The following is a 26,231-nucleotide window of genomic DNA, read 5'->3' on the forward strand; positions in this document are numbered from 1 at the left end:
ATATACTTAAAACTCAAAACTCATCACTCAAAACTTAATAATCAATAACTTGTTCCTCAATTTCAACTGGTATGTCGCGCCAGTCGTATTTTTGGGTGCGCAGTTGGGGTTCAAAACCAGCTTCTTTGATTGAATCCTGGATGCCTTTGGCTGTAAACCTATGTGGTGCGCCTGCGGCGGATACTACGTTTTCTTCAATCATGATCGATCCAAAATCATTAGCACCTGCATGTAAGCACAATTGGGCCACTTGTTTACCAACGGTAAGCCATGAGGCCTGTATGTTTTTAACATTAGGCAGCATAATGCGGCTTAAGGCTATCATGCGGATGTATTCATCGCCGGTTACATTATTGGTGATACCACGAACTTTACGTAACAGCGTGCCATCGTCCTGGAAAGGCCAGGGTATAAAGGCTACAAACCCATAATGACCATCCGGCTTTTCGGATTGTACCTCGCGGATCCAAACCAGGTGCTCAAAGCGTTCTTCGATGGTTTCAATATGCCCAAACATCATGGTTGCAGATGTAGGCAGGTTAAGCTGATGGGCTGCACGCATTACATCCAGCCATTCCTTGCCGCCGCATTTACCTTTTGATATCAGGCGGCGTACACGGTCATTCAATATCTCGGCGCCTGCACCGGGTAGTGAATCTAACCCAGACTCTTTCATCGCCCTGAGTACATCTATGTGGCTCATATTCTCCAGTTTAGCTACGTGCGCTATTTCCGGCGGGCCTAAAGAGTGTAGTTTTAACTTTGGATATAGCTGTTTCAGTTCGCTGAACAGATCGGTATAAAATTTAAGCCCCAAGTCGGGGTGGTGACCACCCTGCAGCAGCAACTGATCGCCGCCGTAGCGGAAAGTTTCTTCTATCTTCTTTTTGTAGGTTTCAATATCAGTAATGTAGCTATCCTCGTGGCCGGGCCTGCGGAAAAAGTTACAAAACTTGCAATTGGCTATGCATACGTTGGTAGTATTAACATTACGATCAATTTGCCAGGTAACCTTACCATGCGGAACCTGCTTTTTACGCAATTCGTTGGCCGTGTACATTAAATCGGCAGTAGGCGCATTATTATATAGATAGACCCCTTCTTCCTGGGTCAAAAAATCAAACCGCAAAGCGCGTTGCAACAGATCGGCTGTGTTCATATAGCAAAGATAAGCTTTACCTTATTAATTGTTTAACGTTGAGGTAAGATTGACAAATTTATGATAGCCTCCGGAGGCTACTATGTGTACACATCTTTTTAGAAATCGTATCATTAAACAAAAAAGTTGTCATTTCGAACGAACCAGAAGTGGCTTGCGCGCAGGGGGGAGGAGAAATCTTATACGCCCTGCATTCCGGCAGGCTGGTTGCGAAGCAAATCGTACAGGATTTCTCCTCACGCCAACGCCCCAATCCCTCCCTGGTTCGTTCGAAATGACATTTTCTTTTATTAAAAAAGATGTGTACACACAGTAACCCCTAAAGGGCGAATTTTAAGTTGCTTTTTTGCTCCCCCTTCAGGGGGCTGGGGGGCTCACTTTTACGCTATTATTACCCCTGTTCAAATCAGGTAAAGCATTATCCGGGTCGATGGTAACGCTTTCAACATCTTTATCGTCGGGGAGGATTACCGTTACTACTTTGCGTTGCATCCAGGTTTCAACAGGCAGGTAGTGGCGTTTTTTGCTGCCGTCTTTATATTTTAATTCTACAGTGAAAGGCATTGGTAGTTGCTCTTTACTCACAACGGTTATTTTTACGCCCTTGGTAGCATTACTGCCTACGTTTTGGGCTGCTGTAATGGCAATGTCGCTTACCCAGTTGTTATAAAACCAGCCTTTCCAAAACCAGGACAGATCTTCGCCCGCGCCGCTTTCCATCGAGCGGAAAAAGTCGTCGGGCTGCGGGTGTTTAAATGCCCATTTGGCGATGTAGTTGCGGAAGGCATAATCAAACCGATCCTTACCCAGTATCTGTTCGCGCAGCAAAACCAGGCCAAATGCGGGTTTAAAGTAAACCAGTGGGTGGCGATATTTTTCGGGTGTAGCATCTGCAGCCGTCATGATAGGCGGCGATGCAGGGTCGTTCAAAATCGGGATGATCTCATCGGCGGGATTGCCGCCGCCGGGCGCATATTCTCCATCGCGCTTAGGGGCGTATTCACCTTTGTTAAATTCCTCCGATGCGTAGATATCTATAAAGGTGTTAAAGCCCTCGTCCATCCAGCCAAAACGGCGCTCGTCTGATCCTACGATCATCGGGAACCAGTTGTGGCCTATCTCGTGCGCGGTTACCCAGTATAACTCGTTGCCTTTATCAGTAATGCCGTCAAACACAATACCCGGATACTCCATGCCGCCGGCAATACCGGCTTCGTTAATGGCAACAGGGTAGGGGTACACAAACCATTTTTCAGAAAAATACTCTATCGATTTTTTAAGGTATTCGGTAGCACGGTCCCAGGCATTGGGGCCAACGCTCTCGGCCGGGTAAACCGACATGGCCAACGATTTTTTGCCGCCCGGCAAATTAACCCTTGCCGCATCCCAAACGTAAGCTTTTGATGCGCCGAAGGCCACATCGCGGGTGTTTATCATCTTGTAATGCCACGTAAGTGTGCCTTTGTTAACAGGGCGACTTGCGGGATCAGTAACCTCGGCAAGGGTGCGTATCATTACCGTTTTATCGCTTGCGCGGGCGGCATCAAGGCGGGCAATTTGTTTGGCCGTCAAAACTTCTTTGGGGTTTAACAACTCGCCCGAACCGGCTACTATCATATCCCATGGTACGGTAACCTGGTAATCAAAATCGCCATAATCTAAATAAAACTCGCCTGCGCCCAAAAATGGCAAGGTATCCCAGCCACGGCTATCATCATATACACACATGCGCGGAAACCATTGGGCTATCTCGTAAATCGTTCCGTTTTTGGTTTTTACATAATCGGTACGGTTACCAAAGTCGCCCGGGATGGTATAATGGTAGTTAATCCGCAACTTTATAGAGCCTTTACCCAAAGCATGCGGCAAACGCACCTGCATGCGGGTATCGGTGATTACGTAAGGCACCTTCTCAAGTAAATCGCCATAATCTAATGCCACCGACTCGATGGTATAACCCGTGGTATGTTGATCTGGCCTCGGCACACGACCGGTGAAAAAGTTAGAGCGCGCCTCCTTTTTATAGGTATTTTGATCTAATTGCAACCACAAGTACTGTAAAGCATCGGGACTGTTGTTTATGTAGAGTATACTTACCGTGCCGCTGATGGTTTTGCTTGCGGTATCTAAAGCTACGTTTATAGTATAATTGGCCCGGTTTTGCCAGTATTTAGGACCGGGTTCGCCATTGGCCGAGTGGAATTCGTTGCCCTTATCGGTATAAAACTTCGGCGAAAATAAGGCGGCCGGATTGTAGTTGGATGTGGTATCGCCGGGGCTAACTTTTGTTTTTTGTGCCTGGGAATTGACAGCTAAAAGTGCGAATAGGCCGAAGCCTAAAAATTTAATTTTCATGAGGGTCAGTTAAAGGCAGCAATATACAAATGCTGGCCGGGAATTTTATTTGACAATAAAAAAGATGCAAGAAATTTCAAAAAAAGTACAAAGCGTTTATGGAAAAGTTTAATTAACTGCATCCTGGAACAAAAAGATTGAAATGACGCGCACCAAAAGCATTAATATCACCAAATCTTGCCCCGAGCTATGGCAACAGATGTTACCCGTTGAAGGTGGCCGGCACTGCCAAAGTTGTTGTAAAATGGTTGTTGATTTTTCGGCGATGACGGATGCCCAAATAATTGGCTACCTGGGCAGGCAAAGCAACTTATGCGGGCGGTTTGAGGATGGCCAATTGATACGGATAAATCAACAACTTCAAGAAAAGCCGACGCCATTTATTTTTTTTAAAAGGGTGGGCCTTGCAGCTGCCGTTTTGATGGCTATACCCTTTGCCAGGGCAAATGCGCAAAAGAAACACAAAACAGAGCAAGCCGCCGTACGGCAAAAGCACCGGGATACGTTACTTATGCAACCTAAACATTTAACTCCTGCTGATATAAATATCAATCCGGTGGCAACGGCAGTAAAAGATGGCGATTTGCAACTGGCATATGTCGCTAACGGCCTTTCGGGTAGGGTTGGTGGCGTAACAGTTGTTGGCTTCAAGAAACCTGCAATTGTGCGTGTCTGGATTTCGATATATGATATGCTTCGCGAATATTAAAATTTAACCATTATGAATACTATCCAAAACATCAACATACCTAAACCTTGTCACCAATCGTGGCAGCAAATGATGCCTGCCGAAAGTGGCAGGCACTGCGCCCAATGTTGTAAAACTGTTACCGATTTTACAACCATGACCAATAGCCAGGTTATTGCTTACCTAAGCAATACAGGCAATGTTTGCGGCAGGTTTAACGGGCAACAGTTAACTAACCTCAATCATCAATTTAGTGCCTATACCCCGGCAACGGCTGCAAGCGGATGGAAAAGACTGGCTGTGATAATGGGCATAGCAAGTTCGGCCTTATCATTTAAAGCTGTAGCACAAAATAAACCGGCTATAACAGTGCAAGTTCCTAAGCCAACGGGCAACGCAGATAGTTTTATGTTGGGCAAGGTAGCGATACCCAATGCTGCTGAAACCAGGGCAATTACCGGGCGCATATATGACGACCAAAACTTTTATATGCCGGGTGTCAGTGTCAAAACGCCATCGGGCGTAACAGGTACTACAACCGATTCAGCCGGTAAATTCAGGCTAACCATACCGGCAGACACAAAACAAGTACAGGTTTCATTGATAGGATACAAAACGCTGCTGGTTGACATTTGTGCGGATGAAAATTACCAGGTAAAACTTACTACCGAGCAATATGCCTGGCTGGGCGAGGTAGTGGTAACCAGAACGCCCCTTATCAAACGGATTTATTACAAATGCATTAAAAGGCCGATACGGAAGATATTTAATTGATGTTAACCTCATTTATGAAAAGTGTTATTATTTTTATCTTTAAGCCAATTATCACAACAAAAAATCCAGTTTAAATTCATCCTTTACACATGTCGTTGGTAAAAAGTATCAGTATTCATAAACCCTGCCATGAGCAATGGGATCAAATGATGGAAGTTGCTGACGGTCGTTATTGTATGAATTGCCGTAAAACAGTGGCCGATTTTACAGTAATGAGCAATGCCGATGTTATTGCTTTTCTCGGCAGCAATGGCAATGTTTGCGGCCGGTTTAACAAAACTCAATTACAACAGATCAATCGCGAAATCGGGCGTGGTACAAACTACAGCAGTTTGTGGAGGAAAACACTGGCAGCGGCTTCCCTTATCGGTTTAATCCCCTTTGTAAGGGCAGAAGCAAAATATAAAACACCTATAGAACAACTTTCTACAACAGTGTGCAAAAATAAACCGGCGAAGGCAATTGATACTACAGGCTGGATTGTTTTAAAAGGGCATGTGACTGCAAAAGATGATACCTTGCCTATTCCGGGCGCCAATATTCAATTAAACGATAAAACCCTTGGCACATCAACAGGTATCAACGGTGATTTTAAATTGATAGTCCCCTCATCGGCAGATAGCCTTATTGTTTCGTTTATTGGATATAAAACGCAAAGATTTAAAATAGGCGAAACCCCCAATAAGTTTTATAAAGTTGTAATGGAAGCTGACCCAGCGTTTGCTAACCAGGTTGATGTTGTAGCCGGAGGTATCTCTGTAAGATATTCTTTTACCCACCGCCTATGGCGTAAAATAAAAAGGATATTTTAGGGCTTTACTAAATATCATCCTTTTGCACTTCCCCGTAAACATCCCCATAGGCAAATCCTCCATTCCTGTACATTTCGTGTGCGAAACGCTGGCTTATTTTTTAGGCTACCGTTACTACGCCTGGCTGCGCCGGAATACCCACGACCAGATCAGCACCGAAAACCGCCTCATTATTTTCATCGGGGCCGCCTTCGGGGCATTTGTAGGTTCGCATGTGGTTGGCGTTTTGGAGAATCCTGCGTTGCTGTCAAAGTTCAACCTCATTTACTTTATGGGCAATAAAACAATCGTAGGCGGAATGCTTGGCGGTTTGATAGGGGTAGAGCTTACCAAGAAGAAAATAGGTGTAACCGCGTCGTCCGGCGATTTAATGGTTTACCCGCTGATGCTGGCCATGGTCATAGGCCGTACGGGTTGTTTCCTGGCGGGATTGGAAGATGGTACTTACGGCATTGCCTCAAACCTACCCTGGGCTATTAACTTTGGCGACGGTATCCGCAGGCATCCCACAAACCTTTACGAGATTGTGTTTTGGATTTTGCTTTGGCTCATTTTAAAGCTGATTGAAGGGCGGCATCAGTTCACAGATGGCTCAAAATTTAAAGTTTTTATGGTAAGTTACCTGCTGTTCAGGTTTTTGGATGAGTTTATTAAGCCCGATTACTTTTTTAGTTTTGGGCTTTCGGTAATTCAGTTAGTTTGTTTGGCGGGTATTTTGTATTATTATAAAGTATTTATACACCCATCTAAACTGATAAAAACCGATGCCTGAACGCCCATATATATACTATGATTTTACCCTGAGCATTTGCTCCACCTGCCTACGCCGGGTTGATGCCAAAATTGTGTTTGAAGACGATAAGGTGTTCATGCTTAAAAACTGCCGCCAGCATGGTTTCGAAAAAGTACTTATAGCCACCGATATTGAGTATTATAAAAACTGCCGCAATTATGCCAAGCGCAGCGAAATGCCGCTCAAATTCAACGCCAAAACGCATTATGGCTGCCCTTATGATTGCGGCCTGTGCCAGGATCATGAACAGCACTCCTGTCTCACCGTAGTTGAGGTTACAGATAGGTGCAATTTAAGCTGCCCCACCTGCTACGCCATGTCGTCGCCAAGCTATGGCCGTCATCGTACTTTGCAGGAGATTGAACAGATGCTGGACGTGATTGTAGAAAACGAAGGCAAACCCGATGTGGTACAGATAAGCGGCGGAGAGCCAACCGTGCATCCGCAGTTTTTTGAGATATTGGACATAGCCAAAACAAAGCCCATCAAACACCTGATGCTGAATACCAACGGCATCCGCATAGCCAAGGACGAAAACTTTGTAAAGCGCCTGGCCACCTATATGCCCGATTTTGAGATTTACCTGCAATTTGATTCCTTTAAAAAAGAAGCTTTGGAACAATTACGCGGCGAAGATTTGCGCGAGGTACGCTCAAAGGCTATAGAGCACCTGAATAAATATAACCTGTCAACTACTTTGGTTGTAACCCTGCAAAAAGGATTGAATACCGACGAGATAGGCCAGATTATTGAATATGCCCTGAAACAGCCCTGCATCCGTGGGGTAACCTTCCAACCAACACAGCAGGCCGGCAGGTTGGARAATTTTAATGAGCAAACAGATCGTTACACGCTAACTGAGGTGCGCACTGCCATACTGGAGCAAACCAATATTTTCAATAAAAACGACCTGATCCCGGTACCTTGCAACCCCGACGCGCTGGTAATGGCCTACGCCTTAAAACTGGGCGACCAGGTGTTCCCGCTCACCCGGATGATAAACCCGGATGATTTGCTTGATAATTCCAAAAATACTATTGTATACGAGCAGGACGAACAACTGAAAGGGCATTTGCTCAATATGTTTAGCACCGGTAATTCGGTTGAAAAAGCTAAAGAGCACCTGCATTCGATATTATGCTGCCTGCCCGAAATTGACGCGCCAAGCCTGAGTTACGATAACCTGTTTAGGGTAATTATTATGCAATTCATTGATGCCCATAATTTTGACGTACGCGCCATCAAAAAATCATGCGTGCATATCGTAAACAAGGATATGCAGATCATTCCCTTTGAAACCATGAATATTTTTTATCGGGATGATAAACGGGAATATTTAGAACAGTTACGAAATGAAATAATAGTATGATGGAAGGTAACAGTCAGGAAGATAAAGTACAGCCGAAAAACGATACCGCAGGCGGAAACAAAGACAACCCTTTCCCTGGCATTGGAATTTTAGGTATCAACCTGGTGATCCTGATAATTTATACCGTGCTATGCAAAATGGGAAACAGTATAGAAAGTCTGTCATTAGAAGCGCTTATCATTGGTTTACAGGTTTTTGTTTGCATTATTATGGCTATAGTAAAAAGAAGCGGCATGTGGTTACTAAGTGGTTTCCTTGTTTTGATTATCGGGTTTTCTACCTGTGTGGGAATAGAAGGTATGCGATAAAAAGGTATTATAACGAAAGTAAAGTAACCTGCGTTAATTAATGCACTGTGGTATCTACAACAACTACKAAATGAAATAATAGCATGACTGAAGAAGAAAACCCAAACGACCCCACACCGAAGCCAGATGACTTTTTGACGAAGTACGCTCCCAAACAAAATAAGCCAGGCGATGGGATGAGAATTGTTGGTTACAACTTGTTAGTACTTGCGCTGTACTCTTTGGTTTGTCTGTCGTTATCCGGAGGGTTTGCATTGGATGCTTTTATCTTGTTTTTTCATGTGCTGCTTTGTTTGGGTTTAGCCATTGACAAACGAAGCTGGCTATGGCTATTAAGCGGCTTGTTAGTTTTGATAATAGGTTTTTCAACCTGTGTTACTTTTGCAGAAATGAAATAAATTGTAACAATAATGGAATCAGTAAACGAAAAGCAGAAGCCAGAACAGCGGCCAAAAATAATCGTCATCGGCATCAACCTTGCGGTGCTTGCGGCTTACACGATATATTTCGGCGTTAACAAAGAAGAACTTATTATTATTGGCGAAGCGTTTTTTATAGCCGTCCAAATTATAATATGCTTAATAGCAGCCATTTTTGTTTATCGTAAAGAATTTTTATTAAGTGCATTAGTAGTTTTACTGATCGGTTTTTCAACTTGCCTTGCCGTTTTTGCAACTTGATCAATACAAAATTTTTATGTCAGATAACAAACCGCCGGTTCCCGGCAGCTATATTGATCCTTTAGTTGATTTCGCTTTCAAAAAGATTTTCGGCAGCGAGCCCAATAAGGACTTGCTGATCGCTTTTTAAATGAGGTATTTAGAGGGCGCAAACATATTGTTAACCTGGTTTACAACAAAAATGAACATCATGGCGACCTAAAGGGCGAGGGTGCCGCTATATTCGATCTGCTTTGCACCGGTGATAAAGGCGAACACTTTTTAATTGAGATACAGCGGGCAAAACAGGGGTACTTTAAAGAAAGGGCCTTGTTTTACACTAGCAGACTGATAAGCGACCAGGCGCCCAAAGGCAAACGGAATGTCTGGGCTTACAACATTGCCGAGGTATATTTTATTGCGCTGCTTGAAGATTTTACGTTAGATGATAGCCACGAAGATAAATACCTGCACGATATTTGCCTTTGCAACAGGGATACCGGCGAAATATTTTACGATAAACTGGGTTATACTTATATAGAATTAGCTAAATTTGTGAAAGAGGGTATTGACTTAAATACGGATTTGGATAAATGGTTGTATGTATTAAAGAACATGAGCCAAATGGATAAAATACCGGTATACTTACGTAAACCCATATTTGAAAAATTGTTCAGTATTGCAGCATATATTAACCTTACAAAGGAGGAAAAAACGATGTACGATAGCAGCTTAAAATATAAATGGGATAATAAGAATGTATTGGACTATGCTGTTTCTACAGCGAAAGCAGAAGGAGAACATAAAAAAGCCTTGGATATTGCGCGTGAACTCAAGAAAGAAGGTTTAGCAAATGACTTTATAGCAAAAACAACTAAACTGTCCATTGAAGAAATAGAAAAACTTTAACCGTTATTGCACAACCAAAGCCCCGATAGGGTGCGCTACGTCTTGCTCTTGATTCTTATTCCCCCAGCATCTCTGCTAAAATACCTTCCTTCAGCGAATTACTGCACATACTTACCTTGCTGATGCCCAGTTTATGCATAATAAAACGGGTAATGAGTGATGCGGCAACTATCATATCAACCCTAACCGGGATAATGCCTTTATTGGCGGCCCGCTCTTTATGGCTGGATAGTACAAATTTACCAATGAGCATTAATAGCTCATCTTCGTCGAAATTGTAATTCTTGGTGGTTTTTAAGTCGAAATCATGGCCTTTTTCAACTTCTATTACTTCGGTAAAAGTTTCAAATGCGCCCGACGAGCCAATGAGTGTGTCAATTTGGATGTTTTTTACGGCTGCGAACAAATCGGCCAGTTTTTGGTCAAGGTATTGGTTTAAGGCTTCTATGGATGCGGGAGGGATAGGATCTGTTCGATGAAACAAATCCATCAGCCGGGCTGCGCCAATTTCAAAGCTTTGCTTCCAAATGATGGCATCTGTATTCCCTAAAATAAATTCTACACTACCGCCGCCGATATCCATAATGAGCGAGTTTTGTGCAGATAAGCATCCGCTGATCTTTACGCCCTGGTAAATAAAACCCGCTTCCTGTTCGCCATTGATAATTTCGATAGCTATGCCGGTTTGGGCTTTAACCTCGCTGATGAAATCTTTTCCGTTTGATGCGCTGCGCAGGGCAGATGTGGCAATGGCGCGGGCTTCGGTAGCGTTATTGGCCTTTATTTCCTGCTCAAACAATTGCATGGTATCAATGCCGCGCTGGTAAGCCTCGGGTGCAATATAGCCTTTGTTAATGCCGCCCTCGCCAAGCTTTACGGCTTCATGGTAATGCACTATCTCCCGGTAGTTATCAATATCGCCATCGGCAATCAATAAATGGAAGGTATTGGTACCTAAATCCATCACGGCAACGCGTTTACTCATATGGCTAAAATAAATAATCCCCCAAATTGTTTAGCAAGATGAGGGATTATTTGTTTTATAATCCATGGCCCATAGACCATGGACTTAATTGAAAGCAAACGGTGGTGCCACGGACTATGGTCTATCGACCATGGACTATTTACTCCTTATAAAAGAACCATTTACCCAGCTCTTTAAAGTTTACTTTTTTACCATACATTAAAATACCAACACGGTATATCCGTGATGCTACCCAGGTAGTGAAAATAAAGCCGGCTATCATCATTACCATTGAAATGCCAAGCTGCCAGGATGGAACGCCAAACGGGACCCGTACCATCATGGCCACCGGTGCGGTCAGCGGGATCATGGAAAGCCAAACCGCCAGTGGGCTATCTGGTTTTTGAAACAGGTATGAAACAGATAGGATATAGGTAAATAACAATGGCAGGGTTATCGGGAACATAAACTGCTGGGTTTCTGTCTCGCTGTCGACCGCCGAACCTACTGCTGCAAATAAGGCACTATACAATAAAAAACCGCTAATCCAGAAGAAAGCAAAGCACCCAATCTCATAACCTGCATTGGCACCAAGATTATGGATAAAAGTATAAACAGGACTTGCCACAGCGGCATTTTTGCCGGCAAGATAGCTTACCAGGGCCGATAAACCAATCCATAGTATAAACTGCGTTAATCCAACTAAGCCAACCCCTATGATTTTACCCATCATGAGTTGAAATGGTTTTACCGAGGATACGATGACCTCAATGATGCGACTTGTTTTCTCTTCAATAACACCCCGCATTACCTGTGCGCCATAAATAAACAGCGACATGTATATCAAAATTGCGCCCGCGAAGCTAAGCGCGTAGGTGGCACCGATGCTGGTACTCTGGTCTCCGGTTTCGGTTATTTCATTGGCGCTTACTGTCACATTGCTTTTTGTGGCATGTAGCTTTGCGGTGTCAATACCAGCTTTAACCAAAGCCGCGCCGGAATTGATATCATTTAACTGGCGCTCAATATTATCGCTCATGGACAAGGTCGATTTCTTTTTGGCAAACATCTGCGTTTTATCCGGCGAATGTGTTGGGATATATAAAACCAGGTCGTTTTCCTGTTCTTTAACTTCGGCTTTCAGGTCTTTTAAAGAGTGTTTTGAATAGTCGAATTTGATGTATTGGCTATCTTTTAATTTGTCTTTATACACATCGGCGCTATCAACAATGTGTACAATGTGCGTTGCTTTTACGTCGTTTTTATCGTCGGCTACATAGGCGATAATCTTGTACATTAACGCAAACAGGGCGGGCACAAGCAGTGTCATCACAATGAACGATTTTTTGCGTACCCGGGTAAGGTATTCGCGCTGTATAATGAGCAGTATTTTATTCATGGCTTAGGGAGTTTGCGTTAACTTTTTCAATGAAAATTTCGTGCATGCTCGGGATCACTTCCTGTAGCATGTTGATGTGTGTTTTAGGGATCAGGTATTGCAGCACATCATTGGAGTTTTTACCTTCGGCAAGCTTTATTTTGATGGTGTTGCGCTCGTCGTCGATAAGGGTGTCGCCAATCACTTCAAAGGGCTGCAGGCCGTCTAAACTTAAAGGCGCACCTGTATACTCCACAAAGTAAGTATCGTTACGGTAGGAGTTGCGGATAGCTTTAACCTTCCCGTCTAATATTTTATGCGATTTATTGATGAGCGCAATAGAATGGCACAACTCCTCTACCGATTCCATGCGGTGGGTGGAGAAGAGGATAGTCGCGCCATTGCGGTTAAGCTCCAGTATTTCGTCTTTAATCACCTCGGCATTTACAGGGTCGAAACCGCTAAAGGGCTCGTCAAGGATGATCAGGTCAGGCTCGTGTAGTACCGTTGCCACAAACTGGGCCTTTTGCTGCATACCCTTTGATAGTTCTTCAATCTTTTTCTTCCACCAGGTTTCCATCCCCAGTTTATCAAACCAAAACTTTAAACGTTTTTGGGCTTCGGCGCGGCTAAGGCCTTTTAAGCGGGCCAGGTAAATCATTTGCTCGCCAATCTCCATTTTTTTGTACAAGCCACGTTCTTCTGGCAGGTAGCCAATGCGGTCGATATGCGATTGATTGAGCTTTTCGCCATTAAAGAAAACCTCACCGGAGTCTGGTGCCGTGATCTGGTTAATGATGCGGATCAGGGAGGTTTTGCCTGCGCCGTTTGGTCCCAGCAGACCAAAAACCTGGCCGCTCTCTACCTCCAGGCTTACATCATCTAACGCCCGGTGACCGGCGTATTGCTTAACAATATTGCGGATGCTTAACATATTTTGATTAAGGTTTATTTTGTTAATTTATGGTTTAGATACGGGCAATTTTAAAATGTTACAAGCCACAAGAATTGCCACGAATTTATACACACAAATTGTCACGAATTTTATCGAATTGCACGAATCAAGATTAAAGAAATTCAATATAATTCTTTATTCAGGTCTAATTCAAACTTCAATTTGTAAAAATTGTATACGCCATGCATCCGTGGGAATTGGCTTAAATCCGTGAAATTAGTGTGCAGAAATTAGTGCTCGTCCAACTGCTTTAAATTGAACCTGAGCACCTCGATAGCCTCTTTCTGCCTTGATATGATCGCATACATATAGCCATTGTAGACGATGGTATGCGGATATCCGTATTGACCACCTTTCCAAAGTCCTTGTTTTTTAAGGTGATAAAGTTCGTTTGCTATGATGTAGTTTTTATTGAACGATTGGCCATCTTTTGACAACGACAATACCAGCGGGTTCCGGTCGTAGTGGTGCAGGGTATCGGGAATGCCCACGTAATAAAAACGCTTATCGGCCAGGCGGCCGAAGTGGAATTTGCTGTCGTTATCAGAAAAACGCGCTTCAACCGGGTGCGACCATGAAGTGCCGTTATCCTTACTTTCGGTAAGCCATAATTTACCTTTCCAGCCTTTGCCGGTAACGCGCAGCAGCATGTGCAAAACATTATCATCCGTCTGAAAAAATGAACCTTCGCAAAGCGGTGGTAAACCAAGCCTGGCAGCAGGTGCATAAAAGGCAGCGGAGTTATCCTGGGTGTATAATGAATCGGGGTAAAAGCTGCTGAGTTTCCAGCCGGAGATACCGCGACGATCGTCCGTGTATGGAAACAAAAAATTACCGCTGATGATGAGCCGGCCACTTTTGGTAGCCTCTGGGCCGTGGTTAGGGATCAGCGGCACATGCATGTCAATAGGGTTGCTCCAGTGGATGCCATCCCTACTGGTTTTGCCCCATAGGCGGGTATTTTGACGGTGTTTGGTGTACTCGCCATAATAGGCAACCAGCGTGCCTTTGTATTGGTATAACCCGGCGGCGGTTAACACGGTTAGTGTATCATTGAATTTTCCGGGTGATGCCAGGGGGATGGGAGCCGACCAATGTACAAAATCCTTCGATGTAGCATAAACCACCCGCTGGCCGGGCGAATCCTCGTCGATGAGGCCGTTACTCCATATCGCTATGAATTTATCTTTAAAATGGGTGAAAGAAGGGTGGTGGTTATACAGCCATTCCTTATCGGGCGAGTAGATCATCGACCGCTGGATGTTTAATTTAGGAACTCCGGCTTCGGTTTTGTAGGTGTTGCGGATGGTTTGGGCCTGGGCGTAAGTATTGTCTAACGCAAATTGGATAAACAGAATAATAGCGGCAACGATACATTTATTTGCCATGCTGCCGGATGGGTAATAACCTGGTGAATGTTTGAGAATAGTATTCATTATAGTGTTCGAAATTCAGAGATTGAGCGGTTAAGTTCGTCCTGGGCTTTTAAATATTTAGTTACCCCTATCAATGTATAACACAACGAAGCGGGTATAAACAACAGGCTAAACATGCCTATTTGTATAAATATCCGACCAATAAGCGCCATCATAACCCCGGCCGAAATATAAAACAAAAGGTAAGTTAAATAAGCAAGTGGGAACAAACCGAAAGGCAATCTAAGCTCGTCGTTGCGCAATCCGAAAAATTGAATAATTAAGAAGATGCTCATGATCATCATAAAAATGGATAGGGAAAATAATAACATGGCCCCATTGGTGTTTGGGGTGGCAATGTCTGACAAAAGGGTTATTATAAAGTTAAATACGATGAAAACTATCAACGTTGCGATGTACGCTTTTTTTTCATGAAAATGTTTTAACACATAAACCAGGTATATAAGCTGCGTATCAAAAAGCAACTCTCTAATAAGCGTGAAGTAAAATGGTGGCCGCTGTTGGTTTAGTGCAAATAAAAGTGCCCCAATGATTGCAATAAAGTAAACGGCATTAATGGCGATGATATACCTGGTTGTTTTAACGCTCACTTTCATATAACTCGCTCGTTTACGCCGTTGTCGATAGCCAGGTACTTTGCTACCTTAAACAGGATATAGAATGTTATGCCCGGAATAAATACCTCGGTAAGGCTAACATATTTGAACATCATCGACGAATAGATAATGCTTGCCACCAATTGTAACAAAGTGATAAAAAGAAACGCAAGGCCATAAGCGATCATGGGGTACGCAAGCCACTTGTTTTGTATCCTGGCAGATTGGATAATAAAAATAATCACAACAATAATGGATAATAAAAAAAGAAGATAATACAAGGATATATTTTTTGCGGTGATTTTAACAACCACAAAATACAACGAAATAAAAACATCAACACCGATAAAGATTTTGCACGTTGTGATGATGGAGGTATCTTCCTTTAAGTATTTTAAAACTAAAACCAGGTAGATTAACGGGATTATGTATACTATTTCATTAGAAACAAGGTGTAGTTTGCCTATCGGTATATCGTTAAATCTTAATGCAATAGATGAAATAACCGAAATGGTGTAAAGCAGGTTTACAGCCATCATATAGTAAGTGTTTTTTACTGTTACCATCATTTTTCTGCATTTAATTGTTCGGATGTGTAAGTTTCACTCAAGCCGGCATGTATCTGCCTGTAGTGTTGCTCCTTTTGTTCGTTAAGCAATTGGTAAAAAATATAAATGATGCTTAATAGTACCACTGCTTCCAAAACCGGTGGAATGTAACCGAGGTAGGCGAACTTGAAGGAAAAGGCATCGGCTAAGTAGCCCCAGATAAAAGGCAGCCCCATTTGTGCTATAACTTTAAAGGCAAGTGTGATCCCCAATAGTTTAAAGCCAGTTCCTGCGGTTTCGTCAGTTACCCTGAAAGATTGGATAAGCATATTAAGTAGTATTATTAAAGCTAAAGTACCGATTGCTATAGTAATACCCTGGTTACCGAAGCCTGTAAAAGAAAACGGGATAGTAATTGCACTAAAACAAACAAAAATCGCAAAGGAAATGACTATCGAACGCTTTTCCTGCTGTGATCTTAAAATGCATAGCAGGTAAAAAAATACCAGGCAATGTACTACAGAAAATAAGATTGAAAGCGTACCATCGAGATAGAAATTGATAGACCATTTCATGATCTTCACCAGGTTGACGATCGGTAGCCAGGCTAAATAGGCAAGTGCTATTGCTATATAAAAAATGCTTTTGCCAATTGTTGGTTTCATTGTTGTAAGGTTGCCTTAAATTAGCAAATAAACTTTATAATAAACCTGTTACTGCATTTTATGGCTGTAACTATTTATCATCTGCATCAGCTTGTCATGCGGTATAGCGAAAACCGTATTACCGTTTACTCCTTTCATGTCTTTCGCGGCTATCATGGCATTTATAATAGCTTCTTCCACACTTTCGACGGTTGCCTGGTAAACTTTGTCCATTTGCTCTTTGGGTAATACAGTCCAGGTTTGTAGGGTGCCTTTGGCATTATCCTTTGGCGGTACGGTACTAAACGCCAGGAAAATATCGCCCGAGCTGTTGCGCCCCACGCCGCCGCAACGGGCAACACCTAATGATGCGCGTTTGGCTATAAGCTTTAACTGGGCTGGTAATAAAGGGGCATCGGTACCTATGATGATAATTATCGACCCATCCTTGGGCTTGGAATTAATAACAGGCAAGTCGCCTTTCCATTCCCTACCAACAGGTACGCCGGATATGATCAGGTCTGTCCGCCTGCCAAAATTGCCCTGTACAAAGGCCCCAACCGTATAAGTAGCTGTATCTATACTAATCACCCTGGACGATGTACCGCTGCCGCCTTTAAACTGGAATAACGACATACCCGTGCCGCCGCCAACGTTGCCTTCCTCCACTTTACCGCCATGGGCAGTATTCAGGGCTTCAAATACATCTTCTTTTTTTACGTGAAAGCCGTTGATGTCGTTTAATACGCCATCGAAAGTTTCGGCGGCTACGGGCAAACCAAAGGAGAAATCAACCAACGAGCCTTTGCTGAAGTTTTTTACATTCCACTCGCCTATGGCGTCCCTTACGACACCAACGCTGTTGGTATTGGTAATGCCGATGGGGCCGTAGTTAAGCCCATATTCATCAATTACCGTTGTGCCGGTCATTTCACCGTCGCCGTTAAGGCTAAACCATCCGGCCGGCAGCGGATCGATAGATTTTCCGTTTGGCATAACAACCGTAACCCCTGTACGCACCGGGCCTTTGCCTGTAACCAATGGCCCGTCGCCGCTTATTAATGTCTTGTAGCCCACCAAAACACCTTTAACATCGGTAATAGCATTGTACTTGCCGGTAGTGCCGTTGAATTTGATACCCAGGTCACGCGCGCGTTGCTGGGCTGTGGCGGTGCTGATAGTCGATATAAAAAATACTGTTAACGCAAGGGCTTTCATTTTGATGAATGTTTAGCAGGAACCAAAATTCTAATATACTCATCAAAAAACGATAGCGGAAATCACCTGCAAGAAAAAAGCCCAAAGTCATAAACTCCGGGCTTCTTATCAGCAAAAACCTTTTACTTTTCGCCTTTATCCTTTCACCTCAAAAAACTACTCAAAATATTCCTTCATCCGCTCAAAAAAGCTTTTCTCATTTTTGCCCGGATTGGGTTTAAAGTTAGGAGATGATTGTAATTTTTCCAATATCTCGCGCTCTTCACGGCTTACAATTTTGGGTGTCCAGATGTTGATGTGCACCAGTTGGTCGCCACGGTGGTAGGAGTTTACTTCGGGTACGCCTTTGCCTTTCAGGCGTAGTATTTTGCCGCCCTGGGTTCCCGGGTCAATTTTTATCTTAGCTTTACCGTCAATGGTAGGTACTTCAACAGTGGTGCCCAATGTTGCGTCAACAAAGTTTACATGCAAATCGTAAATCACGTTGTTACCATCGCGTTTTAAAGTTTCATGCGGAATCTCCTCGATCAAAATAATCAAATCGCCGGGTACACCGCCGCGTGGGGCTGCGTTACCTTTGCCACTCATGCTTAGCTGCATGCCTTCGCTTACACCGGCAGGTACATTGATGGTGATCAATTCCTCGCCACGCACTACGCCATCACCATGACAAACATTACATTTTGACAGTATGGTTGACCCTTCGCCGTTACAGGTAGGGCAGGTGCTGGTTGTTTGCATCTGGCCCAAAATGGTATTGGTTACCCTGCGCACCGCGCCCGAGCCACCACATGTTTTACAGGTTTGGAACGATGCTTTATCTTTTGCGCCACTGCCATCGCAGGTTTTGCAGACTATTTGTTTGTTAACTTTTATTTTCTTTTCGGCGCCATTGGCAATTTCTTCAAGCGTTAAACGTACTTTAATACGCAGGTTGCTACCACGGGCCACACGCCTGCCGCCGGCACCGCCACCCTGACGACCACCGCCGCCAAAGAAACCTTCAAACGGACTGCCGCCGCCAAAAATATCACCAAACTGGCTAAATATGTCGTTCATATCCATGCCTCCGCCGCCATAACCGCCGCCATTGGGCGATGAAGCGTTGGCCGCATGACCAAACTGGTCATAACGCTGGCGTTTTTCGGGGCTGCTTAAAACTTCATAAGCTTCAGCAGCTTCCTTGAATTTTTCTTCCGCCTCTTTGTCACCCTGGTTTTTATCGGGGTGATATTTAATAGCCATTTTACGATATGCCTTCTTTATCTCATCAGCATCTGATCCTTTTGAAACACCCAGTATATCGTAATAATCTCTTTTAGCCATGATTTTTTTATTTCGGATTTCGAATTTTCGATTTCGGATTTAATGTTTTTTAATTATGATTTGATTTCAGTGGAGTGTTCGACACGAATAAATAAATCCGAAATCCAACATCCCAAATCCGAAATGCATTTACGCTCCTACAATTACTTTGGCAAAACGGATCACCCTGTCTTTTAGGGTATAGCCTTTTTCCATTTCGTCAATAACCTTGCCTTTAAGGTCATCGGTAGGGGCGGGTATATTTGTAATAGCTTCGTGAATATCGGCGTCAAAAGGCGATCCTATTGATGCCATTTCTGCTAATCCTTTTTGTGCAAGGATGTTTTTTAATTTGTTCTGTATTAGCGTAACGCCTTCTTTAACAGGGGCTACTTCAACTGCTTTCTCAATGGCACGTTGCGCACGCTCAAAATCGTCCAAAACAGGTAACAGGGCAATAATCAAATCTTTGCCTTCCGTTTCACGGGCTTCAGCGCGTTCCTTTTGGGTACGCCTGCGGAAGTTGTCAAATTCGGCATACAAACGTAAATATTTATCATTTGCCTGCGCCAGTTCGGCTTTTAACTTCTCTTCGGCAGTAGGGCCGGCTGTTTCTTCAGTTTCAACAGCCTCAACAGTTTCGGCCTGCTGGTCTTTCAGTTGTTGCTCTTGTGTTAAATTTTCCTGCGTAGGCTCATTTATATTTTCGGGGGTATCCATATTTTCTTTCTTCTTTTTCTTCAACATGTCGTTAAATTTCATAGCTGATAGTGCCAATCAAGTATCCTGCCATAGCCGTAAAGCCGACAAGGTGTCAGTGGAGTAAAACCAATTCAGGCAGGTATGACACGGTATGTGCAGGTCTGACAGTGTCTGAATCAGAATTTACAGAATTTTAGAATGGGCAGAATTTATCCGAAATTAGAATTTACAGGATTTGAGAATGTACAGAATTTTGGGTGATTGGATTAAAATGAAATTTAAGAATTAACAACGTGGCCAACTGACATTCTGTTAATTCTTAAATTCTGCAAATTCTGATCATATCACCGCATMCTCCAAAACCTTACCATTCTCGCACTTAATAATGCGGGATGGGAAAGTACGGATGATATGGTAATCGTGGGTGGCAATTAACACTGCGGTGCCCGACTGGCTGATCTGTTTTAGCAACAGTACAATCTCTTCAGATGTTTCCGGGTCAAGGTTACCGGTTGGTTCGTCGGCCAATATAATTTCAGGGTTGTTAAGCAGGGCGCGGGCAATTACCACGCGTTGCTGCTCGCCGCCGGATAGCTCATGCGGCATTTTTTTAAGTTTAGAACGGAGGCCAACTTTTTCCAGTACGTCAAGGGTACGTTCGGCTATCAGCTTTTTGTCTTTCCAGCCCGTGGCGCGCATTACAAAAAGCAGGTTTTGCTCTATCGAGCGATCTGTCAGTAATTGAAAATCCTGGAAAACTATTCCCAGCTTACGGCGTAAATAAGGCACATCACGGCCAGATAACTTGCTTAACTCGTACCCGCAGGCATGGCCTGTACCGGCTTTTATACCCAGGTCGCCATAAATAACCTTAAGCAGGCTGCTTTTGCCCGATCCCGTAGAGCCTATCAGCCATACAAAATCACCCTTATCAACATGCAGGTTTACGTTTGACAGTACCAGGTGTGTTTGCTGAAAAATATCAACACCATTTAGCTTTATAATAGAGTTCCCAATCATCTTTTTTTATAGCTCTAATTTCAGGATCTGCCCGAAAGGTAAATCCTTAATAATATTCATAATATATTCCGACTTATCCGCCAGCCCCACCTTATCCAACGATTTATCGGGCCTATCTACCCTGAAATAAGCCAGCAACGTAAATTTATCATCCCGCAGCTGTACGTAATCGGGTATTTTGGCAACGCCTTTAACTTTTATAATATACATTTTTTAAGGTGAAAGGTTAAAGGTAAAAGGAGAAAGGTAAAAGCACCCGGTACAACCTTTTGCCTTTTACCTTTCGGCTTTCGCCTCAAAAACCAAAGGTATTGTTATTTTAAAGATTTGACAAAAATTCCATTGTATCAATCCCATCGGCATAATCCCATAATGCGGGGTGCTGGCTTTGGCCGAAGCTTACTACCTGGCTGGCTACATTGATGGGAGCATTGGTAACAATACACTGAATATTATCGCTTTGTTTTTGCAATAATTCCTGCGCCTGGGCAAGATCATCGCAATAACTAAAATACAGTACCGCAAGTGGCGATGCCAGCCGGTCATCTTCCTTTACCATCAAAAACCCGTTATCAAGGTGCTTATCGCTGTTTACCAGGTAGATGGATTTGTTGTAGTCATAATTATTGTTGTACTTATGGTGATGGATAATAGCCTTATGATCTTCAATCGATTCAAAAAAGAAATTGAAATTATAATCCTTTGGTACCAGCAGCTTGCTCACATTGCGGCAACCAAGGCCATAATAATCAAAAATGTCATGGCCAAGGTTAAACAGTTGCTCAGCAGTTTCATCGCCGGTTAGCAGGGCAATACTATTCCTGTTTTTACGGATGATGTTTGGCACTTTGCCAAAGTAGTAATCAAAATAGCGCGAGCTATTGTTGCTTCCGGTAGCTATAACGGCATCAAAATCCGCTAAGCGCTCTATAAAACTAAATTGGTTGGCAAAGCTGTCGTCAATGGCCACTAAGCGCTCCAAAACAGTTTTTATTAGCCGTGCGTCTTGTGACGATGCTTTGATTAACGCGTGATTGCCGGATGCCAGCACGCACAACACATCATGAAAACCAACCAGCGGGATATTACCTGCCAAAATAAGGCCTACTTTTTTGCCCGGGGCGTGGTTATCAAGGTTATATTTTGAGAGCCAGGTTTGCAAATCATCCTCGTTTAGCATTTTGCCAATGGCGGTTACTGCCTGTAATACACTGTCGGGTGTAAACCAGGCGTTATGGTAGCGCTCGTCTTCAATAATGGCCATTAACTGTGCGTCGGGTGCAATTAGTTGCTTTCCTAAGGCTGAAAATGAATTTATGGAATTTTTTATGTTAAATTTTGACATATATATGGTGAGGATTTAAACCCCTAAAGCCTTTTTTTGTTATATTTGTGCGCTTGTAAATTACGGGCAAAGTTAATTGAGATTATTATATATTTAGAAATATGGCGATTAAAATCACCGATGAATGCATAAACTGCGGAGCCTGCGAGCCGGAATGCCCCAATAATGCAATTTATGATGCAGGTGCGGCATGGCGTTTTAGCGATGGTACCGGCCTTAAAGGAATTATTGATTTTGGAGATGGCAATACTTTAAATGCCGAGGAAACTCAGGCTGCCTTATCCGACGAGATATATTATATAGTACCCGATAAGTGTACCGAGTGTGTTGGTTTTCATGATGAGCCGCAATGTGCTGCCGTTTGCCCGGTTGATTGCTGTGTGGATGATGAAGATATCCGCGAAACACAGGAAGAATTGTTAGCCAAAAAAGATTGGCTGCATATGAATGAATAATTTCAACAAAAAATATTTTGAAAAGGGATTAGCTTGCTGATCCCTTTTTTTTGCTTGTTTTTTAAATAAAATTATTTGGCGTTTAATAATTTAATAAATTAGCCTTGTAGATTTTAGCGTTATCCCCTCCCCAGGCTAAAATATATCTTTAAAACCAATTAAACATTGTAATTATTTTATTGCTTATTGCAATCTTAGTTACATTAATTTTTGCAACTTAAAATGATCTATGGAATATGGTATTTGTAACCTTGCAGTAATTCCACTTCGCGCTTTGCCCGACGACAGGAGCGAACAGGTATCGCAGGTGTTATTTGGCGAAACATTTGAAATTAAGGAGTGGGCCGAACGCTGGGTTAAAATTGTTACAACAACTGATAACTATACAGGCTGGATAGGCAGGCTGCAATTTGCCATGCTTGGTCATATAGCCTATAAAACCCAGCAAAGCAATCCCCCGGTTTTAACTTACAGACCGGTAACACAGGCCTGGAAAATTATTGATAACTCGGTAATTTATTTACCAGCCGGCAGCTCACTTGCCGGTTTAAAGGGGACAACCTGTAAAATAGGAAATGATAAATTTGAGATCATTGGCGAAATAGGCGAAAAGGAAGATTTGGCAACTACAGCAAAGTCGTTTTTAAATGCACCCTATTTATGGGGCGGCCGTACCCATTTTGGTATCGATTGCTCGGGCTTTACACAAGTAGTATTTGCCCTGAACAAAATAAAACTCATGCGTGATGCAAGCCAGCAGGCCGAAGAAGGTAAAGAAGTTGCCAACCTGCAAGCATGCCGCCTTGGTGATCTGGCATTTTTTAATAATCCCGAAGGGCGTATTACCCACGTGGGTATCCTGCTAAATAACGAGTACATTATCCATGCATCCGGCAAAGTAAAAATCGACCTTATTGATAACGATGGTATTTATTCCGCCGAGATGAAACGCCATACCCATAAATTGCATAGCATCAGAAGGTTTTTATAAGTAGGGCTAATCCTGGAACTTTATATCCCAAATAAAAATATTTTTATCATCGCTAACAGATAATAGCTGATCGCCGTTCCACGCCAGTTTATTTATTGACAGGGGGTGGCTTGGGTATCCTTTTTCGCGGGAGATGATCTTGTACAGTTTAAAATCATCTGCCCCCCATATTTTGATGCTTTTATCCATGCTGGCCGTAGCAAAATAAGGCTGGGTAGGGTGGAAGAGGATATGGTTAACCGCAAACAAATGTGCCGGGATGTTTTTAACCAACTGATACGATGTTGTATCCCAGATTTTTACCTGCGCATCGCGCCCGCCCGATACAATGTAAGCACCATCAATGCTGTAGGCTAATGCAAAAACAGACATGGTATGCCCGTGCAGCGCCTTCACTAGGGTGTAATCCTCTAAATCGTAAATTTTAATCACATTATCCCTGCATCCAAAAGCAACCTGCTTTTCATCCGGTGAAACTGCTATACAACGAACCGTATCGGCCGATACTTTAATGCCGTGCACTATATCCAATGTATCAAGGCTCCAAACAGACACTGTACCATCCTCAGAGGCTATCAGTAGCTCTTTTTTACCACTGACAGACTTGATATCAAACACCGGTTTAAGGTGATGATTGAGCGATTTGATGACCTTTTGCTGGATAAAATCAAAAACCAGCACCTGGCCACTACGCAAGCCTGCAAACATTAATGGATAACCCGCCGGGCAATGAATGGCATAAATAGATGCATTAACCGGGAACATTACTTTAATAAAGGCATTTGTTTTCAGGTTCCACTCCACCAATCCTTTATCATTGCCGCCGGTAAATAGTATCCCCGGTTTTTGTGATAACTCCAAAGTAAAAATAGGGTTGCCATGCCCGGTAAGTTCGGCTATTTTTTCTGCAATCATTTTTAAGTAGCAAGTAGCAAATTTAGTATCAAGTAGTAAGTATCAAGTATCAAGATCGGTGAATAGTTGATACGTGACTTTTAACAAAAATAGGATTTTAGGATGATGCTTTAAGGGGAATTGACCCGGCAAAAGCAATCTATTTTATGGCTTCGTCATAGGCAGCCTTTGCAATGTGGGCAATAACCAATTCGCGGGCTTTCAAATCAACGGGCGAATTGGTAACCAAAATGGCAATAGCCAGGTGATTACCGTTGGGCAGCGTAATAATACCGGTATCGTTGGTAGCTGCCGAAATTCCTTTTTCGTTGGTGCCAGATCGGCCGGTTTTATGGTAAACTATTGTACCAACAGGCAATAAACCTTTAATCTGGTTGGGGCCGGTTGAGGTTTCCTGCATAATTTTCCATAAATAGGCGTGGCTGGCCGCGGAAAGGAAATTGGGTTTAAAAGCTACGCTCAATAAATGCGTAAGCTCAGAAGCCATTACCCAATCGGTAAACTGTACATCCCAGGCCTGCGCCATTTGATATTCGGATGCTTTTATCGAGAAGTTTTTGATCCCGATATGGTGTATATAGGCATCTACTACATACGTTCCGCCTAAAACTTTTAATAACTTGTCGCACGCAACATTGTCACTTAACGATACCATGTAGCTTAGCAACTCCCTTATCGAAACATTCACGTTTGCGTCCGGATATTTATCCTGCAAGGGGCTATACGTTTTAAATAAATCGCTTTTATCCAGGCGAACCTGCTGATCTAATGTGAATTTCCCTTCGTCAATCTCGTGCAAAACGGTAATGGCAATCGGGAATTTCATCACACTCTGCATCGGCTGATGCAGGTAGCCGTTATAAGTTAATGTATCACCCGTTTCAAGGTTTAATACCGAAACCCCAACAGTACCCCTTGCATCCTTCGCAATGTCGGCAATCTTAGCGCTAAGCCCACCTTGTTGCGCATTGGCATAGCCAATAAAAAGGAAACAAAACAACAAAATATAAAAAACAACATGCTTCACCTTAACTTCTCCATTAATGAGCAATGAGCAATGAGCAATGAGCAATGAGCAATGAGCAATGACCAATGACCAATGACCAATGACTATTTATGCCTGTTTTCCAGGTTTTTAGCTATCGTTTCCAACGTTAATCCCTTTTCCCGAAGTAAAACCAACAGGTGAAAGACCAGGTCGGACGACTCATTAATCAAATCGGTTTCCGTTTCGGCCAAAGCGGCTATAACGGTTTCAACGCCTTCTTCGCCAACCTTTTGAGCTATTTTGTTAAGTCCCTTATTCCGCAGCTTGTTTACGTATGATCCTTCTACCGGATTTTCGTATCTATCGGCAATAATATTTTCCAGCTCCAAAATAAAGTTTTGGTTATAGCCGGTGTTAAAACAACTGCGCGAGCCGGTATGGCAGGTAGGGCCATCTGCTGTAACTTTAATCAGCAAAGTATCATTATCGCAATCAATGCTGATGTTTTTTACATGCAAAAAGTTGCTGCTGGTTTCGCCTTTGGTCCACAAGCGGTTTTTGGAGCGGGAGAAAAATGTAACTATATTTTCCTGTACGGTTTTATCATAAGCCTCCTGGTTCATATAACCCAGCATCAGCACCTCTAAAGTTTGCTCATCCTGTATAATAACCGGTACTAAACCGTCTGTTTTGTTAAAATCTATATTCATATCTGTTGTTCTGGTTCCTGTTGCGGGTTGCCAGGTTCGTGTTCTTTTTAAAATTCCCCTCTTGAGAGGGGCCGGGCCGGATTGTGCGGTGGCAGGGGTGTGTTTTACGCCATCCATCTACGTCTCTCCCGCTGCCTGTGTCCTTACAAGCAGCTACCTCACGTGTGAGTGTCAATGGCATCACCTTCGGTTCTGGCTTTACGCTCATACTGCACAGGCCTTAATCACGGGCCGG

Annotated in this window: 28 protein-coding genes and 1 pseudogene; 11 read left to right on the forward strand and 18 right to left on the reverse strand. The window is 43.2% G+C overall.

Annotation, left to right across the window (positions count from 1 at the left end):
• Nucleotides 1-34: 34 nt before the first annotated feature.
• The gene (mqnC, locus tag AC1DU2_RS12100) at nucleotides 35-1,159 is read right to left on the reverse strand and encodes a cyclic dehypoxanthinyl futalosine synthase (RefSeq protein ID WP_477384659.1); all 1,125 of its coding nucleotides are present in this window, start codon (nucleotides 1,157-1,159) and stop codon (nucleotides 35-37) included.
• 357 nt (nucleotides 1,160-1,516) lie between these two features.
• The gene (locus AC1DU2_RS12105) at nucleotides 1,517-3,514 is read right to left on the reverse strand and encodes a M1 family metallopeptidase (protein WP_477384661.1); all 1,998 of its coding nucleotides are present in this window, start codon (nucleotides 3,512-3,514) and stop codon (nucleotides 1,517-1,519) included.
• Between the two features lie 142 nt (nucleotides 3,515-3,656).
• On the opposite strand from AC1DU2_RS12105, the gene AC1DU2_RS12110 reads away from it, so the two are divergent.
• From AC1DU2_RS12110 to AC1DU2_RS12150, 9 genes and pseudogenes are all read left to right on the forward strand, one after another.
• Nucleotides 3,657-4,223, forward strand: a complete 567-nt coding sequence (locus tag AC1DU2_RS12110; protein ID WP_477384663.1) for a hypothetical protein — start codon at nucleotides 3,657-3,659, stop codon at nucleotides 4,221-4,223.
• A gap of 12 nt (nucleotides 4,224-4,235) precedes the next feature.
• Nucleotides 4,236-4,976: a carboxypeptidase-like regulatory domain-containing protein gene (locus AC1DU2_RS12115; RefSeq protein WP_477384665.1), complete on the forward strand. Its 741-nt coding sequence runs from the start codon at nucleotides 4,236-4,238 to the stop codon at nucleotides 4,974-4,976.
• 89 nt (nucleotides 4,977-5,065) lie between these two features.
• Nucleotides 5,066-5,788: a carboxypeptidase-like regulatory domain-containing protein gene (locus AC1DU2_RS12120; RefSeq protein ID WP_477384667.1), complete on the forward strand. Its 723-nt coding sequence runs from the start codon at nucleotides 5,066-5,068 to the stop codon at nucleotides 5,786-5,788.
• 22 nt (nucleotides 5,789-5,810) lie between these two features.
• The gene (locus AC1DU2_RS12125; protein WP_477384669.1) at nucleotides 5,811-6,560 is read left to right on the forward strand and encodes a prolipoprotein diacylglyceryl transferase; all 750 of its coding nucleotides are present in this window, start codon (nucleotides 5,811-5,813) and stop codon (nucleotides 6,558-6,560) included.
• Complete coding sequence (locus AC1DU2_RS12130; protein WP_477362958.1) at nucleotides 6,553-7,950, forward strand: radical SAM protein; 1,398 nt, start codon at nucleotides 6,553-6,555, stop codon at nucleotides 7,948-7,950. Before AC1DU2_RS12125 ends, AC1DU2_RS12130 begins: the two co-directional genes overlap by 8 nt.
• Nucleotides 7,947-8,258, forward strand: a complete 312-nt coding sequence (locus AC1DU2_RS12135) for a hypothetical protein (protein ID WP_477362955.1) — start codon at nucleotides 7,947-7,949, stop codon at nucleotides 8,256-8,258. The genes AC1DU2_RS12130 and AC1DU2_RS12135 overlap by 4 nt, the downstream gene beginning before the upstream one ends.
• An 83-nt stretch (nucleotides 8,259-8,341) precedes the next feature.
• Nucleotides 8,342-8,656: a hypothetical protein gene (locus AC1DU2_RS12140; protein ID WP_477384671.1), complete on the forward strand. Its 315-nt coding sequence runs from the start codon at nucleotides 8,342-8,344 to the stop codon at nucleotides 8,654-8,656.
• 12 nt (nucleotides 8,657-8,668) lie between these two features.
• Nucleotides 8,669-8,938 (forward strand): hypothetical protein, encoded by a 270-nt coding sequence (locus tag AC1DU2_RS12145; RefSeq protein ID WP_477384673.1) that lies wholly within the window; start codon nucleotides 8,669-8,671, stop codon nucleotides 8,936-8,938.
• A gap of 16 nt (nucleotides 8,939-8,954) precedes the next feature.
• Nucleotides 8,955-9,826 (forward strand): annotated as a pseudogene (locus tag AC1DU2_RS12150) (Rpn family recombination-promoting nuclease/putative transposase).
• Nucleotides 9,827-9,881: 55 nt separating this feature from the next.
• Here AC1DU2_RS12150 and AC1DU2_RS12155 read toward each other — a convergent pair.
• From AC1DU2_RS12155 to AC1DU2_RS12215, 13 genes are all read right to left on the reverse strand, one after another.
• Nucleotides 9,882-10,811 carry a Ppx/GppA phosphatase family protein gene (locus tag AC1DU2_RS12155; protein WP_477384675.1) on the reverse strand — a complete coding sequence of 310 codons (930 nt, stop codon included), beginning with the start codon at nucleotides 10,809-10,811 and terminating at the stop codon, nucleotides 9,882-9,884.
• A gap of 139 nt (nucleotides 10,812-10,950) precedes the next feature.
• Nucleotides 10,951-12,189: an ABC transporter permease gene (locus AC1DU2_RS12160; RefSeq protein ID WP_477384677.1), complete on the reverse strand. Its 1,239-nt coding sequence runs from the start codon at nucleotides 12,187-12,189 to the stop codon at nucleotides 10,951-10,953.
• Nucleotides 12,182-13,102 (reverse strand): ABC transporter ATP-binding protein, encoded by a 921-nt coding sequence (locus tag AC1DU2_RS12165; protein WP_477384679.1) that lies wholly within the window; start codon nucleotides 13,100-13,102, stop codon nucleotides 12,182-12,184. Before AC1DU2_RS12165 ends, AC1DU2_RS12160 begins: the two co-directional genes overlap by 8 nt.
• A gap of 251 nt (nucleotides 13,103-13,353) precedes the next feature.
• A complete protein-coding gene (locus tag AC1DU2_RS12170; RefSeq protein ID WP_477384681.1) occupies nucleotides 13,354-14,559 on the reverse strand; it encodes an exo-alpha-sialidase in 1,206 nt (401 codons plus the stop codon).
• On the reverse strand, nucleotides 14,559-15,155 hold the full coding sequence (locus tag AC1DU2_RS12175; protein ID WP_477384683.1) for a hypothetical protein: 597 nt from the start codon (nucleotides 15,153-15,155) through the stop codon (nucleotides 14,559-14,561). Before AC1DU2_RS12175 ends, AC1DU2_RS12170 begins: the two co-directional genes overlap by 1 nt.
• Nucleotides 15,152-15,724 carry a hypothetical protein gene (locus tag AC1DU2_RS12180; RefSeq protein WP_477384685.1) on the reverse strand — a complete coding sequence of 191 codons (573 nt, stop codon included), beginning with the start codon at nucleotides 15,722-15,724 and terminating at the stop codon, nucleotides 15,152-15,154. The genes AC1DU2_RS12175 and AC1DU2_RS12180 overlap by 4 nt, the downstream gene beginning before the upstream one ends.
• Nucleotides 15,721-16,368 carry a hypothetical protein gene (locus tag AC1DU2_RS12185; RefSeq protein WP_477384687.1) on the reverse strand — a complete coding sequence of 216 codons (648 nt, stop codon included), beginning with the start codon at nucleotides 16,366-16,368 and terminating at the stop codon, nucleotides 15,721-15,723. The genes AC1DU2_RS12180 and AC1DU2_RS12185 overlap by 4 nt, the downstream gene beginning before the upstream one ends.
• A gap of 48 nt (nucleotides 16,369-16,416) precedes the next feature.
• Complete coding sequence (locus AC1DU2_RS12190) at nucleotides 16,417-17,565, reverse strand: DmpA family aminopeptidase (RefSeq protein ID WP_477384689.1); 1,149 nt, start codon at nucleotides 17,563-17,565, stop codon at nucleotides 16,417-16,419.
• Between the two features lie 156 nt (nucleotides 17,566-17,721).
• Nucleotides 17,722-18,891: a molecular chaperone DnaJ gene (gene dnaJ / locus AC1DU2_RS12195; RefSeq protein WP_274212985.1), complete on the reverse strand. Its 1,170-nt coding sequence runs from the start codon at nucleotides 18,889-18,891 to the stop codon at nucleotides 17,722-17,724.
• Nucleotides 18,892-19,020: 129 nt separating this feature from the next.
• Nucleotides 19,021-19,632, reverse strand: coding sequence for a nucleotide exchange factor GrpE (locus AC1DU2_RS12200; RefSeq protein ID WP_477384691.1), 612 nt, complete (start codon nucleotides 19,630-19,632; stop codon nucleotides 19,021-19,023).
• Between the two features lie 279 nt (nucleotides 19,633-19,911).
• Entirely contained in the window at nucleotides 19,912-20,592 is a 681-nt protein-coding gene (locus tag AC1DU2_RS12205; RefSeq protein ID WP_477384693.1) for a cell division ATP-binding protein FtsE, read from the reverse strand.
• Nucleotides 20,593-20,598: 6 nt separating this feature from the next.
• A complete protein-coding gene (locus AC1DU2_RS12210; protein ID WP_090647478.1) occupies nucleotides 20,599-20,802 on the reverse strand; it encodes a fructose-6-phosphate aldolase in 204 nt (67 codons plus the stop codon).
• 109 nt (nucleotides 20,803-20,911) lie between these two features.
• Nucleotides 20,912-21,937, reverse strand: a complete 1,026-nt coding sequence (locus AC1DU2_RS12215) for an acyl-CoA reductase (RefSeq protein ID WP_477384695.1) — start codon at nucleotides 21,935-21,937, stop codon at nucleotides 20,912-20,914.
• A 101-nt stretch (nucleotides 21,938-22,038) separates the two neighbouring features.
• Here AC1DU2_RS12215 and AC1DU2_RS12220 point away from each other — a divergent pair, with 101 nt between their 5' ends.
• Both AC1DU2_RS12220 and AC1DU2_RS12225 read left to right on the forward strand, forming a co-directional pair.
• Complete coding sequence (locus tag AC1DU2_RS12220; protein WP_090647487.1) at nucleotides 22,039-22,392, forward strand: 4Fe-4S dicluster domain-containing protein; 354 nt, start codon at nucleotides 22,039-22,041, stop codon at nucleotides 22,390-22,392.
• 229 nt (nucleotides 22,393-22,621) lie between these two features.
• Complete coding sequence (locus tag AC1DU2_RS12225; protein WP_477362906.1) at nucleotides 22,622-23,383, forward strand: C40 family peptidase; 762 nt, start codon at nucleotides 22,622-22,624, stop codon at nucleotides 23,381-23,383.
• 6 nt (nucleotides 23,384-23,389) lie between these two features.
• Here AC1DU2_RS12225 and AC1DU2_RS12230 read toward each other — a convergent pair whose 3' ends face one another.
• From AC1DU2_RS12230 to hisIE, 3 genes are all read right to left on the reverse strand, one after another.
• Complete coding sequence (locus tag AC1DU2_RS12230; protein WP_477384697.1) at nucleotides 23,390-24,298, reverse strand: WD40 repeat domain-containing protein; 909 nt, start codon at nucleotides 24,296-24,298, stop codon at nucleotides 23,390-23,392.
• A gap of 139 nt (nucleotides 24,299-24,437) precedes the next feature.
• A complete protein-coding gene (bla, locus tag AC1DU2_RS12235) occupies nucleotides 24,438-25,325 on the reverse strand; it encodes a class A beta-lactamase (protein WP_477384699.1) in 888 nt (295 codons plus the stop codon).
• A gap of 83 nt (nucleotides 25,326-25,408) precedes the next feature.
• Nucleotides 25,409-25,996, reverse strand: a complete 588-nt coding sequence (gene hisIE, locus AC1DU2_RS12240) for a bifunctional phosphoribosyl-AMP cyclohydrolase/phosphoribosyl-ATP diphosphatase HisIE (protein WP_477384701.1) — start codon at nucleotides 25,994-25,996, stop codon at nucleotides 25,409-25,411.
• Nucleotides 25,997-26,231 lie beyond the last annotated feature (235 nt).

This window comes from Mucilaginibacter sp. P4_C11, from assembly GCF_056402115.1.